Origin of the sequence: Streptosporangium sp. NPDC000239 (genome assembly GCF_040300765.1) — a bacterium.
In the GTDB taxonomy this organism is placed as follows: Bacteria; Actinomycetota; Actinomycetes; order Streptosporangiales; family Streptosporangiaceae; genus Streptosporangium.
Genome location: NZ_JBEPEI010000004.1, coordinates 244,764 through 259,097, shown reverse-complemented (window position 1 = coordinate 259,097; position 14,334 = coordinate 244,764). Strand labels below are relative to the sequence as shown.

Here is a 14,334-nt window from a genome sequence, read left to right as displayed (position 1 = left end):
GGGAACACGGGGTGGCATGCGCAGGATCGCCGGGGCGCTACGCGGTGACTTCGCGGTCGCCGCGCGTCCCGCGTGGGGGTACGGCCTGCTGTGCGCCGTGGCCATCTGCCTGCCGCTGGTCGCCGGGGTTCTGACCGGCCACGTCCGCGAGGGCGCGACGGCTGCCCTGGGCGGTTATCTCACCGTCTTCGGCGACGCCCCCGGCCTGCCGTACGGGGAGAGGGCGCGCAAGCTGTTGCGGACCGCATTCATGGCCACGCTCGGGGTGGGACTCGGGCAGCTGATCCAGCCGTGGCCGTGGCTCGCGGCCGTCGTGATCGGCCTGGTCGCCGCGGCGGGGGCGGTCTGGCCGGTGATCAGCGTCCCGGCCGTGCTGGCGGTGGCCCTGACCTACTTCGCGCCCTCCGGGGCCGGTCTGCCTGCCCGTATGGCGATCACCGCGGCGGGTGGTCTGCTGATCACGGCGCTGGTCCTGGTGCTGTGGCCGGTGCGCCGTCTCCAACCGCTCCGCACGGCCTTCGAGGAGGCCGGTACGGCGCTGGCCGACCTTCTGGTCGCGGCGGGACGCGCCCCCCTGTCCGACGAGAGCTGGGAGTCGCTGCGGCGGCGGGCCGTCACGACCCACGACGCCGCGGCCAGGGCCTTCTCCCTCTACCGGGTGTCGCAGGAGGACGACCGGGCCCTCGAACGGCTGCTGACGACCCTGGACCGGATCTTCCGCGAGACCATCGCGCTGCGGGTGCTGCGGGCGGCCGCCGTACAGGAGGATCCGGACGGCCGGTGGGCCGAGGAACTGGACGAGACGACCGAGGCGCTGGCCCACGCGCTGCGGGAGGCGGTCACCCTCGGTGGTCAGGCCGCGGCCCCGGAGGCCATGGACGCGGTCGGGCGCTTCGCCGACCTGAACGAGGAGGTCCGCAGAGCCGCCCACGCCAGGAGGACACCGCTGCCCGCGGCCGTGCTGCTCGGGCAGATCCGCCGCTGCCTTGACCGCGTCGGTACGGCGGTGCGGTCGATCTCCCAGCAGGCGGAGGAGGCGGTCGAGGTCGGGCCGCGCCTGCCCAGGTTCACCCGGCCCCGCCTGCCCGTCCTGTCGACCGGCCACCACCCCGTACGGCTCGGCCTGGCGGTGACCCTGGCGATGGCGTTGATGCTGCTGGCCCACGAGCACTACGCCAAGTGGTTCGTGGTGACCGTGCTGGTCAGCCTCCGTCCCGCCTACCGGGACACGGTCGACCGGGTGACGCTGCGGGTGGTCGGCACCGCGGTCGGGGCGGCCGGGGCGGCCGTCGTGCTCGCGGTCGCGCCGGGCCACACGTACCTGATCGTGTTCATCGGGGTGTGCGCCCTGCTGGGGTTCGCGTTCAGGGGGGTCAGCTACGGCTACTGGACGATGTTCGCCACACCCCTGTCGCTGATGCTGTCGGACTTCACGCTGCCGCTGGACTGGGGCGCGGCGGCGGCCAGGGTGACGCTCACGGTCGCGGGCGGGGCGCTGGCGCTGGTCGTCGCGCGGCTGCTGTGGCCGAGGGGGCACCGGGCCAGCCTGACCGGCAGGATCGTGGACACCCTCGAACGGCACGCGGCGCTGGTGCGCTCGCTGGTCGACCGGGACCCGAAGGCGGTTCTGGAGCGGATCTCCGACGCCTCGGAGGCTGCCCGGCTGCTCGGCGACTCCCTCGACCGGCTGGACAAGGAGCCGGGCGGAAGCGCCCCGCAACGGCTCAGGGACGCCGTGACGGCCGCCAGACGGCTGCGGGACAACGCGCTGGCGCTGCTGGCCGTACCGGCGCCGGTCGAGGAGTCGGGGCCGACGGTCACCCTCCTGGACATGGTCGCCGACCGGCTTGAGGACGTCGCGGAGGCGGTCAGGACGGGTCGGCCGCTGACCAGGGCGGACGATCTCGACCGGGTGCTCGACGAGTTGGGCGCCCAGGTCGACCGGCTGACCGAGCGCCGTCTCGGCGAGGTGGACGAGGGGGCGGCGGACCGGATGACCGGTGTGCGGCGAGGCGTCATGCACGCCGTCGCCGCGCGGCCCGCCCTGAGGGGGCTCGGCGCCGAGGCGCTCGGACTGGCCTCGTTCACCGCCCCGCGCGCCTGAACGGCCGGCTCAGGCGGTCACGACGCCGTCCTCGGCGTCGGCGGCCTCGACCTCGGCGCGGGGGATGCCCAGCAGGTAGAGGATCGCGTCGAGGTAGGGCACGTTGACCGCGGTGTCGGCGGCCTGGCGGACCACCGGCTTGGCGTTGAACGCGATGCCGAGTCCGGCGGCCGCGATCATGTCCAGGTCGTTGGCGCCGTCGCCGATGGCCACGGTCTGACTGATCGGGATGCCCGCCTCACGCGCGAAGCGTTCGAGCGCCCGCGCCTTGCCGGGACGGTCGACGATCTCGCCGACGACCCGGCCGGTCAGCACGCCGTCCACGACCTCAAGGGTGTTGGCCGCCGAGTAGTCGATGCCGAGGTCCTCGACGAGGGCGTCGGTGAGCTGGGTGAAGCCGCCGCTGACGATCGCGAAGCGGTAGTCGAGCCGCTTGAGCGTACGCACCAGCGTGCGGGCGCCGGGGGTCAGCACGAGCTCCTTGCGGACCTTCTCGAAGGTCTCCTCGCGCAGACCGGCCAGCAGGGCGACCCGGCGGCGCAGCGACTCGGCGAAGTCGAGCTCCCCGCGCATCGCCTCCTCGGTGACCCTGGCGACCTCCTCAAGGCAGCCCGCGTGCGCGGCCAGCAGCTCGATCACCTCGGCCTGGATGAGCGTGGAGTCGACGTCCATCACGATCAGCCGCTTGGCCCTGCGGTGCAGGCCGCTGCGCTGTACGGCCACGTCGACCTGCTGGGCGGCGGCCTCGACGGCCAGTTCGGCGCGGAGGGTGTCGGGGTCGGCCCCGGAGACGGCCAGCTCGAAGCAGGTCACCGGGTAGTTCGACAGCCGCTCGATCCGGTCGATGTTGGCGCCCGCGGCCGCGATCCGGCCTGAGATGCCCGCCATCGCGGCCGGCTGCAGGGGTGAGCCGAGAACGGTCACGTGCAACCGTCCGCGCCTGCGCTTCTCCTGCAGGTCCGAGCCGGTGGACAGCTCGACCTCAAGGCCCAGGTCCCCGGCGGTCCGCTCGACGGCGGTCCACAGGGCACCGAGCGTTCCGCCGGTCCCGGTGGGGGTGTCGCCCGAGTAGGCGACGAGGACGCCGAGGGTGAGCCTGCCGCGGATGACGACCTGTTCGACGTCGGCGACGACTATGGGAAAGCCGGACAGGACGGAGAAGAGCCGCGAGGTTACCCCTGGGCGGTCCGGTCCGGACAACGTGATCAGAAGCGTGCGCTGGTTCATCGGTATCTACGCTACTTGGCCCCCAAAACGATCGTGAATGCGGTTCATCATCCGGACGCCTGACGTTCTCGGCGACCTCCCGTCACACGTCATCTGGCCCTGCCTTCATATGGTCATGACGACCACCCCCGCCCGGCAGCGGGCCACCCGTTACGCCGTCGGATACACCGTCGGGCTGGCCGAGACCGCCGCCGACATGCGGGAGGCGCAACGCCTGCGTCACCAGGTGTTCGCCGAGGAGATGGGCGCTCGGCTGGACACCCCCATAACCGGTCTCGACGTCGACCCCCTCGACGCCTACGGCGACCACCTCCTCGTACGGCACGGCGAGGGCGGCGAGGTCGTGGGGACCCACCGGCTGCTGTCCCCGCGCAGGGCCGACCGGCTGTACGCGGACTCGACCTTCGACCTGCGCCCGCTGGCCGGGGTCAGGCCGGACATGGTCGAGGCCGCCAGGGCCTGCGTGCGGCCCGACCACCGCTGCGGCGCCGTGATCGGGCTGATGTGGGCGGCCATCGCGCGTTACGTGGTCGCCGGGGGCCACCGGTGGGTCGCGGGGTGCTGCTCGGTCCCGGTCTCCGGGGTCACCGGGGTCGCCGAGGTCATGCGGAGGCTCCCGCTGTGCCCTCCCGAGTACCGCGTCACCCCGCGCCTGCCCTGGCGCGGCACCAGGAGGCGGGGCGCGGGGACGGCGACGGTCCCCGCTCCGCTCAGGGGCTACGCGAGGCTGGGTGCCTGGGTCTGCGGGCCGCCCGCGCACAACCCCGACCTCGGCACGGCGGACTTCTTCGTGCTGCTGTCGATGGCGAACCTGAACCCGCGTTACCGGCGGCACTTCCTGGGAGCCCCGGCATGATCGTGTGGTCCCCCGAGGCGCCGTGCCGGTCGGGCACCTGCCTGACGCCCCAGGGCCCGAAGGTCGGCCCGCCGCTGCGGGCGCTGCGCCTGGTCGCGGTCTCGCTGGTCGTCCTCACGGGCGCGCTGCTCGCCCTGCCGGTCAGGCTCCTCGGTACGGCGGGCCGCGCCCGGCTGGCGAGCGTGTGGTCCAGGCTCGCGCTGCGGGCCCTCGGCGTCCGGGTCGCGGCCAGGCCGGGCTTCGCCTTCCTCGCGGGTTCCGCGGCAGGGCCGCGCGCCCTGCCCGTCTCCGGGGTCGCGCCGCTGATCGTGTCCAACCACGTGTCGTGGCTCGACCCGCTCGTCATGATGGCCGTCGTGCCGTGCCGTGTGCTCGCCAGACGGGAGGTCCGTGGCTGGCCGCTGGTCGGGGAGATGGCCGTCGGCGCGGGGGCGGTGCTCATGGACAGGGAGAGGCCGTCCAGGCTGCCCGAGGCGGTCGCCGGGGTGGCCAGGGCACTGGGGGAGGGGGACCCGGTCGCGGCCTTCCCCGAGGGGACCAGGTGGTGCGGCAGGGAGATGGGGGTGTTCAGGCGCGCGGTGTTCCAGGCGGCACTGGACGCGGGGGCGCCGGTCAGGCCGGTCGCGATGAGGTATCTGGGACCCGGCGGGACCCCGGCCGTGGAGGCCGCCTACCTGGGCGACGACTCGCTCGCCGCCTCGGTCCTGCGGGTCGCCGGGCTGCGCGGGCTGACCGTCGAGGTGACGTTGCTGCCGCCGGTCCAGGCCCGCGACCGCAGGTCGCTGGCGTGGGCCGCGGAGTCGTCGATCGCCTCGGTGGTGATCGCGCCGACCGCTCACGGAGCCCGGGTGGCCGCCTGATCCTCCCCGGGAGGTTCGGCCGCCGGCGTGCCCAGGGGCGCGGACGGGCGCCGTGGTTCACGGACCCCGCCCTCACCGGGATCGTGGCGCGTCCACACGGTCACCGCGCCCCAGCGCTCGATCCGGCTGCCTGGCGGGGGCTTCTGGGCCACCACGACGCCGTCCATGACCGGTTGAGGGCTGTCGGGGTTCGGCCCCTGCAGAAGCACCCCGGCGTCGTGCCCGGCCAGCCAGGCGTTCAACGCCTGACTTCCGCAGAAGTCAGGAACCACCACGAAGTCAGCCAAGTCTCCTCACCCGTGCCGAGAGTACGCCGAGGAAATCGGATGCGCAGCCCCCACAGGGTTTCGGCCGGCCGGCCTACGGCCGTAACCCGGGGTTTTCGCGGTGGCGAAGGGCGGGCATGCCCGGCGGACTTCCGGAGATTCACGACTTCGAGGTTTTCCGGGGCCGGTGTCCATGCGGAGGCGGCGAGCGTGGGGTATCCGAAAGGTAAGAGCACCCTGGCTGATTGGGAGGTGTGGGGCTGAGGTGGCTCAGGGGACACTCGTTCCGTCACGTAGAGGAAGTGACTCGTTACACTCCGTTAATGTTCGGCCGGTGTGACCGGTGCCGTTTCCGGCGGCTGGGAGGCGGTCCGATCGGTCGCCGGCCGGGAAAGGTGATGCATCCGTGCGATCCATACGCCGGATCGGCGCCCTGGCCGCCGCGCTGCCCATCGCGCTGCCCGCCGTGGCCGCGCTGGCTCCCGCCGCCTGCGCCGACCCTCCGGTCTCCTACGTCGGTTCCCGGACCAGTTCGCAGTTCTCCTCCTCGCCCTGGGCGACCGACTCGACCGAGTGGGCCGTTCCGCCGAGTGGGGTCGTCCCCGACCTCGTCTCGGGCGGCCCCTCGGTGGTCCTGGTCACCTTCGCGGCGGAGGGCCGTTGTGTCGCGTCCTCCGGTGCGGGGGCCTGTGAGGTCGCGATCGAGGTCGGCGGGCAGCGAACCCGTCCGCGCACCGTGAAGGGCGCGCCCGACACCGTCTGGCGGAAGAGCGGGTGGGGGAAGCGCGTGCTCAGCCGTACCGTCTGTGTCCCCTACCAGGAGTCTCTCCGTGACCTCGGAGTAAGGGTCCTGGCCAAGAGTTCGGCGGAGGCCAGGTTCGAGCTGCGCAACCGGCAGCTGAAGGTCGAGCGCCGGGCTCCGGTGCGGGAGGACGGCTGTTCCTGAGGTTCCCGCGTTGCGCACAGGTTTGCGTACACCGTAAGCTTACGATGTACGCAAACCTGTGCGCGTGAACCGAGGAGTGCCGCACCATGACCGCCGCCGCGATCGTCGTTCCGTTCGTCTGGCTCGCCTGGCTGATCCTGACCGAGTGGGTGCCGATGTTCCCGCTCAACGACCTGGCCCCGGGCAATCTCAGGAACCGGCTGATCGCGGCGTCGGTGAACTACCCGATCCCCCTGCTGATCGCCGGGGGAGTCGCCCTGCACCGGACCTGGTCACTGGTCGCGGCCACCGTCCTGTGCTGCCTGATCATCGTCGGCCACGTCCAGAGCTGGTGGCTGCCCTACTTCGGCGTCAGCTCCGCCGCCCAGCGAGAGCTCTACCGGACCGACTACGCCCGCACCCTGAAGGTCCTGCCGACCGAGGGGCGTGACGTCGTCATCGACGTCCAGCACATGGTGGTCGGCGCGCTCTCCGTGGTGATGCTGGCCACCACGCTCACCGCTACCCTGACCGGGTGACCCAGACAGCCCGTCGCCGAAGCCAGGGAGGCGGCCGTGGAGGCAGGCCCGCCACGCTCACTCCCGAGCGCGTCGTCGCCGCGGCGGTCGAGATCCTGGACGCCGAGGGTCTTGAGGCCCTGACCATGCGCCGTCTCGGCGCGCACCTGGGCGTGGCCGCGATGTCCCTGTACCGCCACGTCCCCAACCGCGACGCCCTGCTCGCCGAGGTCGTCACCCACCTGTTCTCCGAGGCCGTGATCGAACTCGGCCCCGAGGAGCCCTGGCACGAGGCGCTGACCCGTTTGGCCGTGGCCTATCGCGGGACGCTGCTGGCCCACCCGCACGCCGTACCCCTGCTGGCCACCCACCCCGTCGACACCGACAGGGGGCTGGCACTGCTGGCCGGGCTGCTGGGGCGCTTCGAGGACTCGGGGATCGGCGAGCAGGACGCCCTGACCGCCGTGCAGTCCGTCGCGGTCTACGTCCTGGGTCACGCCCTGGCCCAGGTCGGCACCCCGTCCGGTACGGCCTCGACCACAGCCACCGACCCCGCCGCGGCCGTGTTCTACGACCGGTGGTTCGAGGCGGGGCTGGCGGCCATGGTCTCCGGGTTCGAGAGGCGGTTCGCCGGAGACCGGTGAGACGACCGGCCCGGCTCTGGGGTGCGGAAGGCACGGCGCGGCGGCAGGAGAGCGGTCCGCGCAGATCCGTGTGGACGTGTTTCGGCTACCGGGGTCCGAGATAGGCGATGACGGCCGCGACCCTGCGGTGGGTGTCGGGGCTGTTCTCCAGGGCCAGCTTCATGAAGATCGAGTTCACGTGCTTCTCGATGGCGGAGACCGACAGGTGCAGGGCGCGGGCGATGCCGCCGTTCGACAGGCCGTGCGCCATCTCCCTGAGCACGTCCAGCTCGCGGGGGGTCAGCTCGGCGGGTGGCGGACTGTCCCTGACGCCGCGTTTGGCCAGCAGGCCCTCGACCACCTTGGGGTCGATCACCGAACCGCCCGCGGCCACCGAGCGGATCGCGCCGAGCAGCTCGTCGATGTCGCCGACCCGGTCCTTGAGCAGGTAGGCGCGGCCCTCGGTGCCGTCCCTGAACAGGTCGAGCGCGAACAGCGCGTCGGAGAACTGGGAGAGCACCACGACCCCGATGTCCCGCGAGGCCGCCCTGATCCGGTGGGCGGCGTCGATGCCCTCCATGCCGGGCCGTACGAGGTCGGGGGAGCCGGGCATCCGGATGTCGGTCACCACCACGTCGGGGCGCAGCCGCCTGGCGGCGTCCAGCAGGTCGTCGGCGGTGCCCACGGCCGCGACCACGCCGATCTCACCCGAGGCCTCAAGCAGTCTGCGGGTGCCCTCGCGCACCAGGTAGTGGTCCTCGGCCAGGACGACCCTCAGCTCAGTCATAAGGAGATCCTGCCTGGTGAGGGGACATGCCGTACATGGGGCTGTCCGCACAACCGCCGGGAACGCGACGGACCCCCGTCCGGTGGGACGGGGGTCCGTGGGCGGGACGATCAGGAGGGGGTCCTCGTTGATCCCCGTGAGGGTCCCGGTGCTCGTCGTAGGGAGGTGCCGGGTACGGCTAGCGCAGGATGCGGGTCCTGACCTTGACGTACTTCAGGTCGACACCGGCGTCGATGCCGTGGATGTTCAGGGTGTCGATGCCGCCCGCGGGGACGTCGATGGAGGCCGTGGCGAACTCGGCCGTCGCGGTGCCCCGGGCGCTTCCCCTGAGCCACACCTTCACCTTGATGGTCGCGGTCCTGCCGGGCCGCAGTCTGTCGAGCAGGCAGCCGACCTCGCGCCCGTCGGCCTCGCAGTAGGAACCGGAGGGGCCGGTGATCTGGACGCGACGCGCCTGCTTGGGGACGTAGCCCCCGACGTAGGCGATGTCGGTCGGCCAGCTGCCCACGTTCCTGGTCTTGAGCGTGTAGACGATCGTGTCACCCGCCCACGCCCTGCGCGGGTAGTAGGCGGTCAGCTTCAGCGGGGAGAGCGGGGGAGAGGCGAGGGCTCCCGCGGAGGCTCCCACGGAGGCCACGGTGGGTGGCGTCACGGCGGCGTTCGCGCTCTGCGGGACGAACAGCAGGCCCCCGGCCATGGCTGTGGCGGCGAAGGCGATAAGGTGCCGGCGCATTTCATACTCCAGTCGGAAATTTGGTTTCCCGTTTTGTTCGCTGGAGCAAGCATGCGGTGTCCCACTTGAGAACCTCTTGCGGATGACTGACTCACCCGAGAATGAGGTGAATGTCGCCGAACTCGTGCCAGAGATAACCCTCTTTGAGCGCCTCCGCGTACGACCGTACGAGCAAATCCTCCCCGGCGATCGCCGACAGCATCAGCAGATGGCTGGAGCGCGGTTCGTGCAGGCCGGTGATCAGCCCGTTCACCACCCGCGTCCCCGAGGAGGGGGTGACCAGGTGCGAGGTCCAGCCGCGTGCCGCCCGCACCCTGCCCTTTACGGGGCCCTCCCTGGGGCCCTCCCCGGCGCCTTCCATGGGGCCGTCCGCCAGGCCCGCCGTCTCCAGCGCCCTGACCACGGTGGTGCCGACCGCGATCACCCGTCTGCCCGAGGCCCTGGTGAACTCCACCTGGCGTGCCGTGGCCTCCGGCACCTCGAAGCGCTCGGGATAGGGCGGTTCGTCCCGTTCCGGGGAGGCCACACCGGTGTGCAGGGTGATCGGCGCCACCCCGATCCCGTGCGTCACCAGGCGGGTCACCAGTTCGGTGGTGAACGGCCGTCCCGCGCTGGGCATCTCCGCGCTGCCTGGCCGTACCCCGAAGACGGTCTGGTAGTGCGACAGCGGCCAGTCCCTGCCCACGTAGGAGTAGCGGATCGGCACGCCGTACCGGTGCAGGTAGGCGGGGACGTCACGGTCCAGCACGGCGCGCCACAGCCGGGGCGTGTGCCGTTCCAGCAGCCGCAGCGTCGCGCCCCCCGGCAGCGGCAGCCACTCCCCGGCGGCCCCACCCCGGTACGGCTCGCCCGCGGGCTCGTCCCCCGAAGCCCCCGAGCCCCCCGAAGTCCCCAGGACCCCTGGGATCTTCGGGTCGCGGGGCACGCCACGGCGGCGTAGTTCGACCAGCCACGTCCCGTCCTCGTGCTCCGTCGAGAAGTGCACCGCGAGCCGGTCGAGCCGTACCGCGGCGGGCAGCGTGGCCGAGTCGTTGACCACCAGCAGGTCCCCGGGGCGCAGCAGACCGGGCAGGTCGGTGAACCTGTGGTGGCCGATCTCCCCCGTACGGCCCCGCGAGACCAGCAGCCGCACCTCGTCACGAGCCAGCCCCCGTGCCTCCGGTGGCTCGTGCGCCTCAAGTTCGGGAGGAAGCGTGAAGTCCGCGGCCAGGGCGTTCACCGGACCCCGATCCGTCCGCTCGCCGGGCGCTCCTCGATCAGCCGCCGCAGGGCCGCCGCGCTCCTGTCCGGCCCGGGGGCCGTCCCCGCCTCCTCGGCGCCGACCGCCGCCGCGAGCATGGCCGTGTTCATCTCCCCCGGATCGACCCACCAGACCGTGACGTCCGGCTCCTCCACGGCCAGCACGTTGGACAGCTGTTCGAGCGCGGCCTTCGTCGCCCCGTAACCGCCCCAGCCCGCGTACGCCTCGACCGCGGCGTCGGAGGAGATGTTGACGACCGCGCCGCCGCTGCGCCTCAACGAGGGCAGCGTCGCCTGGATCAGCGCGAGCGGCGCCAGCGTGTTGACCAGGAACAGCTCCCTGAGCTCGTCGAGGGGGTAGTCGGCCAGCGAGGGCAGCGGGAGCGCCCCGAGCCCCGAGGCGTTGTTGACCAACAGGTCGAGTCCGTCCCGTACGGCCAGCGCCAGCCGTTCCCGGTGGGCCGGGTCGGCGACGTCCCCGGCGACGGCGAGGGCGCCCTCGCCGAGTTCTGCGGCGGCGGATTCGAGCGCGTCCGCGCCCCGCGCGGTGAGGACGAGCCGCCAGCCGTCGGCGGCCAGCGAACGGGCCAGCTCCAGGCCGAGACCACGGGAGGCGCCGGTGATGAGTGCCGTCTTCGTCATGCCTCGACGGTAGGAACCGGAAGGCGCCGTCCGCATCGGCCGAGGGACCGGGCTGAAGGTCCTAGGACCTGCGGCCCAGAGGTTCCGCCCGGTGAGCACCTAGAGTTTCACCGTGGAGAGTGTGGGAGACGACCGGGACGCGGTGCTGCACGCGGTCAGTTCCGCCGTCCTTGCGGTGACCAGGCACCTGTCCGTCAGGGAGGTGCTCCAGGTCATCGTGCGTTCGGCGAGGCGGCTGCTGGACGCCCGTTACGCCGCGCTCGGCGTACCCGACGACGAGGGCGCCTTCGCCGAGTTCGTCGCCGAGGGCATCTCGGACGAGGAGTGGGACGCGATCGGGCCGATGCCCCGCCAGCACGGCATGCTCGGCGCGATGTTGCGCGAGGGCGCGCCGGTCAGGCTGGCCGACATCCGCAGGGACCACCGCTTCGAGTACTGGCCGAGGGCGCATCCGGTGCTCAAGGACTTCCTCGGGGTGCCGATCCGCGACGGCGAGGCGGTGCTGGGCATCATCTTCCTGTCCAACAAACGCTCGCCGGGCGGTTTCACCGAGGCGGACCAGGACCTGCTCACCATGTTCGCCGCGCACGCCGCGATCGCCCTCACCAACGCGCGCCTCTACGAACGCGGCAGGGAGCTCGCGCTGGTCGAGGAGCGCACCCGGATGGCCAGGGAACTGCACGACGCCGTGACCCAGAAGCTCTTCTCCCTCAGGCTCACCGCCCAGGCGGCCTCCTCGCTGGTGCGCCGCGACCCCGACCGGGCACTCGGCGAGCTGGAGCGGGTCGAACGGCTCGCCGGGGAGGCGCTCGCCGAGCTGCGCGCGGTGATCGTCGAGCTGCGTCCCGCCGAACTCGACCGGCACGGCCTGGCCGAGACGCTCCGCAAGCACGTCCGCCTGCTCGACCGGCTGCACCCGGCGTCGTTCACGTTCGAGGAGAGGCCGGTGTGCGAGCTGGACCCGGCGACCGAGGCCGCCGTGCTGCGGGTGGCCCAGGAGGCCCTGCACAACGCCTCCCGGCACGCCGGGGCCGTCGCCGTCGCCGTACGGCTCGGCTGTGAGGCGGGCAGGGTGGTCCTTGAGGTGCGCGACGACGGGACGGGCTTCGACGTGGCCGCCGCGACGGGCCGCGGCCTGGGCATCGCCTCGATGGAGGACAGGGCGCACGCCCTGGGCGGGGACGTGCTCGTCAGGTCGGCCCCGGGAGAGGGGACGCTGGTGCGGATGGAGGTGCCGGTGTGATCCGGGTGCTCATCGCGGACGACCACCCCGTGGTCAGGCAGGGTCTGCGGACCTTCCTCGCGCTGCAGGACGACCTCGACGTGGTGGGGGAGGCCGCGGACGGCGCCGAGGCCGTCGCGTTGACGGAGTCGCTCAACCCGGACGTGCTGCTGCTCGACCTGAAGATGCCGGTCCTGGACGGCCACGGCACGCTGCTGCGGCTCAGGGAGCTTGGCCTGTCCCCCCGGGTGCTGGTGCTGACCTCGGTCGGCGACCGCCAGGACGTCGCCCCGGCCATCAGGGCGGGCGCGACCGGGTTCCTCTACAAGGACGTCGATCCCGCCGCGCTCGTCCAGGCCATCCGCGCGGTCAGCGGCGGGCAGGTGCTGCTGGCGGCCGAGGCGGCCGAGGCGATGCTGACGACCCCCGGTGCCGTGCCCCCGCGCACGGTCCCGGCCCCGACGCCCTCGCTCACCGAACGTGAGCGTGAGGTCCTGGCGCTGATCGCCTCGGGCCGCTCCAACCGCGAGATCGCCCGTGAGCTGACCGTGGCCGAGAAGACCGTCAAGACCCACGTCTCCAACGTGCTGATGAAGCTCGGCGTCCAGGACCGCACCCAGGCCGCCCTCTACGCGGTACGGCACGGCCTGGCCTGAGAGGCCCTGGGGGCCGGGATCAGACCAGTTCGGAGATGGCGTGGTGGGCGGCCACGCGGGCCCGCCGTACGGCACGGTCGAGGGCGCGCAGCGCCTGGGCCCTGACCGCGACCTGGCCGGAGGTGAGGCCCCGCTCGTCGGCGATCCTGAGCACCGCGGTGAGCCGGGCGGCCAGGGCGGCGACGCGGTGGGCACGGGCGGGGTAGCCCGGCGCCAGGCCGTCGTCGAGGGGCTGGGTGTTCCGGTGCCCCTGGGCGGGCCCGCCGACCCCCGTCAGGGCGTCCGTGGCCTCGCGCATCGCCATGGTCAGGGCGTGCTCGGCCTCCGCCAGGGAGGGAATGTCCGGAATGTTAATGCTGGCCTCAAGCACGCTCCAGCGCACCCCGGCGTACGATGAGCCGCGGCGGTCCCTTGCGGGGACCAGGCCCAGGCATCTACCGGGGAAAACGGCTGTCGCCGCCTGCCCGGCCTCGATCGCCGCGGAGTTGAAGGAGGGCGGTCCGGTGAGACCGAGCGGGTCGCCCGCGACGGGAAGCGCCAGGCGCAGCGAACGCATGCCCTCGACCCGCAGGTCGGCGAGGAATCCGCGCAGGGAGACGTCGCCCGTCTCCCCGGCGACGAGTTGGGGGCCGGCCTGTCGCTCCACCCGGTCGGCGGCCTCGTCGAGGCCGACCTGTCCGGTGAGCCAGGCGTTGCCCCAGCAGACCAAGGTGGCCGAGATCTGTGAATCAGGGTGCACCGATCCACGATATGCGCTTGCCCTGCAATAGGTTTTGTTCGAGCGATACTCAAGGAGGCGTGAGGGATGGGCGGTCAGGTGCTTCGGCTACAGGACGTCACCGTCCGCAGGGACGGGGCGGCCCTGCTGCGGGACATCGACTGGACCGTTCACGAGGACGAGCGGTGGGTCGTCATCGGTCCCAACGGCGCCGGGAAGACGACGCTGTTGCAGGTCGCCGGGACGATGCTGTTCCCGGCCGAGGGCGTCGTCGAGATCCTTGGAGAACGGCTCGGCCAGACGGACGTGTTCGACCTGCGGCCCCGGATCGGCCTGGCGAGCGCGGCGCTCGCCGAGAAGGTCCCGCCGGACGAGAAGGTCATCGACCTGGTGCTCACCGCGTCGTACGCGATCCTCGGGCGCTGGACGGAGGAGTACGACTCCAACGACGTCACCAGGGCCGTCGAGCTGATCGACCAGCTCGGCTGCGCCCATCTGATCAGGCGCAGGTTCAACACCCTGTCGGAGGGTGAGCGCAAGAGGGTGCAGATCGCCAGGGCGCTCATGCCCGACCCCGAGCTGCTGCTGCTGGACGAGCCCGCCGCGGGCCTGGACCTCGGCGGCAGGGAGGACCTGGTCCGCCGTCTCTCGGTGCTGGCCAACGACCCGAAGGCGCCGACCATGGTGCTGGTCACCCATCACGTCGAGGAGGTGCCCAGCGGTTTCACCCACGCGCTGCTGCTGCGGCACGGCTCGATCGTCGCGCAGGGGCCGATGGATCAGGTGATGACCGCGGAGAACCTCTCGCGCACCTTCGCCGTTCCGCTCACCCTGGAACGCGGCCAAGGCGACCGGTGGTACGCCCGCGCCTACCAGTTCTGAAAGCTGTTTACGCTGTTCAGAGGTCGGTAACGCGAAAACCAAATACCATTCCGAATGAGAGAGATCCACTTGACTC

16 protein-coding genes are annotated in these 14,334 nt (G+C 72.2%); 9 read left to right on the top strand and 7 right to left on the bottom strand.

Annotated features, from left to right (window positions below; translation table 11 throughout):
* The first annotated feature begins 16 nt into the window (after positions 1-16).
* On the top strand, positions 17-2,104 hold the full coding sequence (locus ABT340_RS13450) for an FUSC family protein (RefSeq protein WP_352010989.1): 2,088 nt from the start codon (positions 17-19) through the stop codon (positions 2,102-2,104).
* Between the two features lie 9 nt (positions 2,105-2,113).
* Here ABT340_RS13450 and serB read toward each other — a convergent pair whose 3' ends face one another.
* The gene (gene serB / locus ABT340_RS13445) at positions 2,114-3,331 is read right to left on the bottom strand and encodes a phosphoserine phosphatase SerB (RefSeq protein WP_352010988.1); all 1,218 of its coding nucleotides are present in this window, start codon (positions 3,329-3,331) and stop codon (positions 2,114-2,116) included.
* A gap of 115 nt (positions 3,332-3,446) precedes the next feature.
* On the opposite strand from serB, the gene ABT340_RS13440 reads away from it, so the two are divergent.
* Positions 3,447-4,187 carry a GNAT family N-acetyltransferase gene (locus tag ABT340_RS13440; protein ID WP_352010987.1) on the top strand — a complete coding sequence of 247 codons (741 nt, stop codon included), beginning with the start codon at positions 3,447-3,449 and terminating at the stop codon, positions 4,185-4,187.
* Positions 4,184-5,047: a lysophospholipid acyltransferase family protein gene (locus ABT340_RS13435; protein ID WP_352010986.1), complete on the top strand. Its 864-nt coding sequence runs from the start codon at positions 4,184-4,186 to the stop codon at positions 5,045-5,047. The genes ABT340_RS13440 and ABT340_RS13435 overlap by 4 nt, the downstream gene beginning before the upstream one ends.
* Here ABT340_RS13435 and ABT340_RS13430 read toward each other — a convergent pair.
* The gene (locus ABT340_RS13430) at positions 5,023-5,334 is read right to left on the bottom strand and encodes a PASTA domain-containing protein (RefSeq protein ID WP_352010985.1); all 312 of its coding nucleotides are present in this window, start codon (positions 5,332-5,334) and stop codon (positions 5,023-5,025) included. The genes ABT340_RS13435 and ABT340_RS13430 overlap by 25 nt on opposite strands.
* Before the next feature lie 385 nt (positions 5,335-5,719).
* Between ABT340_RS13430 and ABT340_RS13425 the strand changes: the two genes are divergently transcribed.
* The 3 genes from ABT340_RS13425 to ABT340_RS13415 all read left to right on the top strand — a co-directional run bounded on the left by ABT340_RS13425 (position 5,720) and on the right by ABT340_RS13415 (position 7,400).
* Positions 5,720-6,259: a hypothetical protein gene (locus ABT340_RS13425; protein ID WP_352010984.1), complete on the top strand. Its 540-nt coding sequence runs from the start codon at positions 5,720-5,722 to the stop codon at positions 6,257-6,259.
* 86 nt (positions 6,260-6,345) lie between these two features.
* Positions 6,346-6,777: a hypothetical protein gene (locus ABT340_RS13420; RefSeq protein ID WP_352010983.1), complete on the top strand. Its 432-nt coding sequence runs from the start codon at positions 6,346-6,348 to the stop codon at positions 6,775-6,777.
* Complete coding sequence (locus tag ABT340_RS13415) at positions 6,774-7,400, top strand: TetR/AcrR family transcriptional regulator (protein ID WP_352010982.1); 627 nt, start codon at positions 6,774-6,776, stop codon at positions 7,398-7,400. Before ABT340_RS13420 ends, ABT340_RS13415 begins: the two co-directional genes overlap by 4 nt.
* 85 nt (positions 7,401-7,485) lie before the next feature.
* On the opposite strand, the gene ABT340_RS13410 is transcribed toward ABT340_RS13415, so the two are convergent.
* The 4 genes from ABT340_RS13410 to ABT340_RS13395 all read right to left on the bottom strand — a co-directional run bounded on the left by ABT340_RS13410 (position 7,486) and on the right by ABT340_RS13395 (position 10,780).
* On the bottom strand, positions 7,486-8,166 hold the full coding sequence (locus ABT340_RS13410; RefSeq protein ID WP_352010981.1) for a response regulator transcription factor: 681 nt from the start codon (positions 8,164-8,166) through the stop codon (positions 7,486-7,488).
* Between the two features lie 178 nt (positions 8,167-8,344).
* A complete protein-coding gene (locus ABT340_RS13405; RefSeq protein ID WP_352010980.1) occupies positions 8,345-8,899 on the bottom strand; it encodes a hypothetical protein in 555 nt (184 codons plus the stop codon).
* Between the two features lie 91 nt (positions 8,900-8,990).
* Positions 8,991-10,118 carry an S-adenosylmethionine:tRNA ribosyltransferase-isomerase gene (locus tag ABT340_RS13400; RefSeq protein WP_352010979.1) on the bottom strand — a complete coding sequence of 376 codons (1,128 nt, stop codon included), beginning with the start codon at positions 10,116-10,118 and terminating at the stop codon, positions 8,991-8,993.
* On the bottom strand, positions 10,115-10,780 hold the full coding sequence (locus ABT340_RS13395) for an SDR family NAD(P)-dependent oxidoreductase (RefSeq protein WP_352010978.1): 666 nt from the start codon (positions 10,778-10,780) through the stop codon (positions 10,115-10,117). Before ABT340_RS13395 ends, ABT340_RS13400 begins: the two co-directional genes overlap by 4 nt.
* 112 nt (positions 10,781-10,892) lie before the next feature.
* On the opposite strand from ABT340_RS13395, the gene ABT340_RS13390 reads away from it, so the two are divergent.
* Both ABT340_RS13390 and ABT340_RS13385 read left to right on the top strand, forming a co-directional pair.
* Positions 10,893-12,023 (top strand): GAF domain-containing sensor histidine kinase, encoded by a 1,131-nt coding sequence (locus tag ABT340_RS13390; RefSeq protein ID WP_352010977.1) that lies wholly within the window; start codon positions 10,893-10,895, stop codon positions 12,021-12,023.
* Positions 12,020-12,658, top strand: a complete 639-nt coding sequence (locus ABT340_RS13385) for a response regulator (protein WP_352010976.1) — start codon at positions 12,020-12,022, stop codon at positions 12,656-12,658. The genes ABT340_RS13390 and ABT340_RS13385 overlap by 4 nt, the downstream gene beginning before the upstream one ends.
* A 19-nt stretch (positions 12,659-12,677) precedes the next feature.
* Here ABT340_RS13385 and ABT340_RS13380 read toward each other — a convergent pair whose 3' ends face one another.
* Complete coding sequence (locus ABT340_RS13380; RefSeq protein ID WP_352010975.1) at positions 12,678-13,397, bottom strand: Rv1486c family protein; 720 nt, start codon at positions 13,395-13,397, stop codon at positions 12,678-12,680.
* 66 nt (positions 13,398-13,463) lie between these two features.
* On the opposite strand from ABT340_RS13380, the gene ABT340_RS13375 reads away from it, so the two are divergent.
* Positions 13,464-14,258, top strand: coding sequence for an ABC transporter ATP-binding protein (locus ABT340_RS13375; protein WP_352010974.1), 795 nt, complete (start codon positions 13,464-13,466; stop codon positions 14,256-14,258).
* The last annotated feature ends 76 nt before the right edge of the window (positions 14,259-14,334 follow it).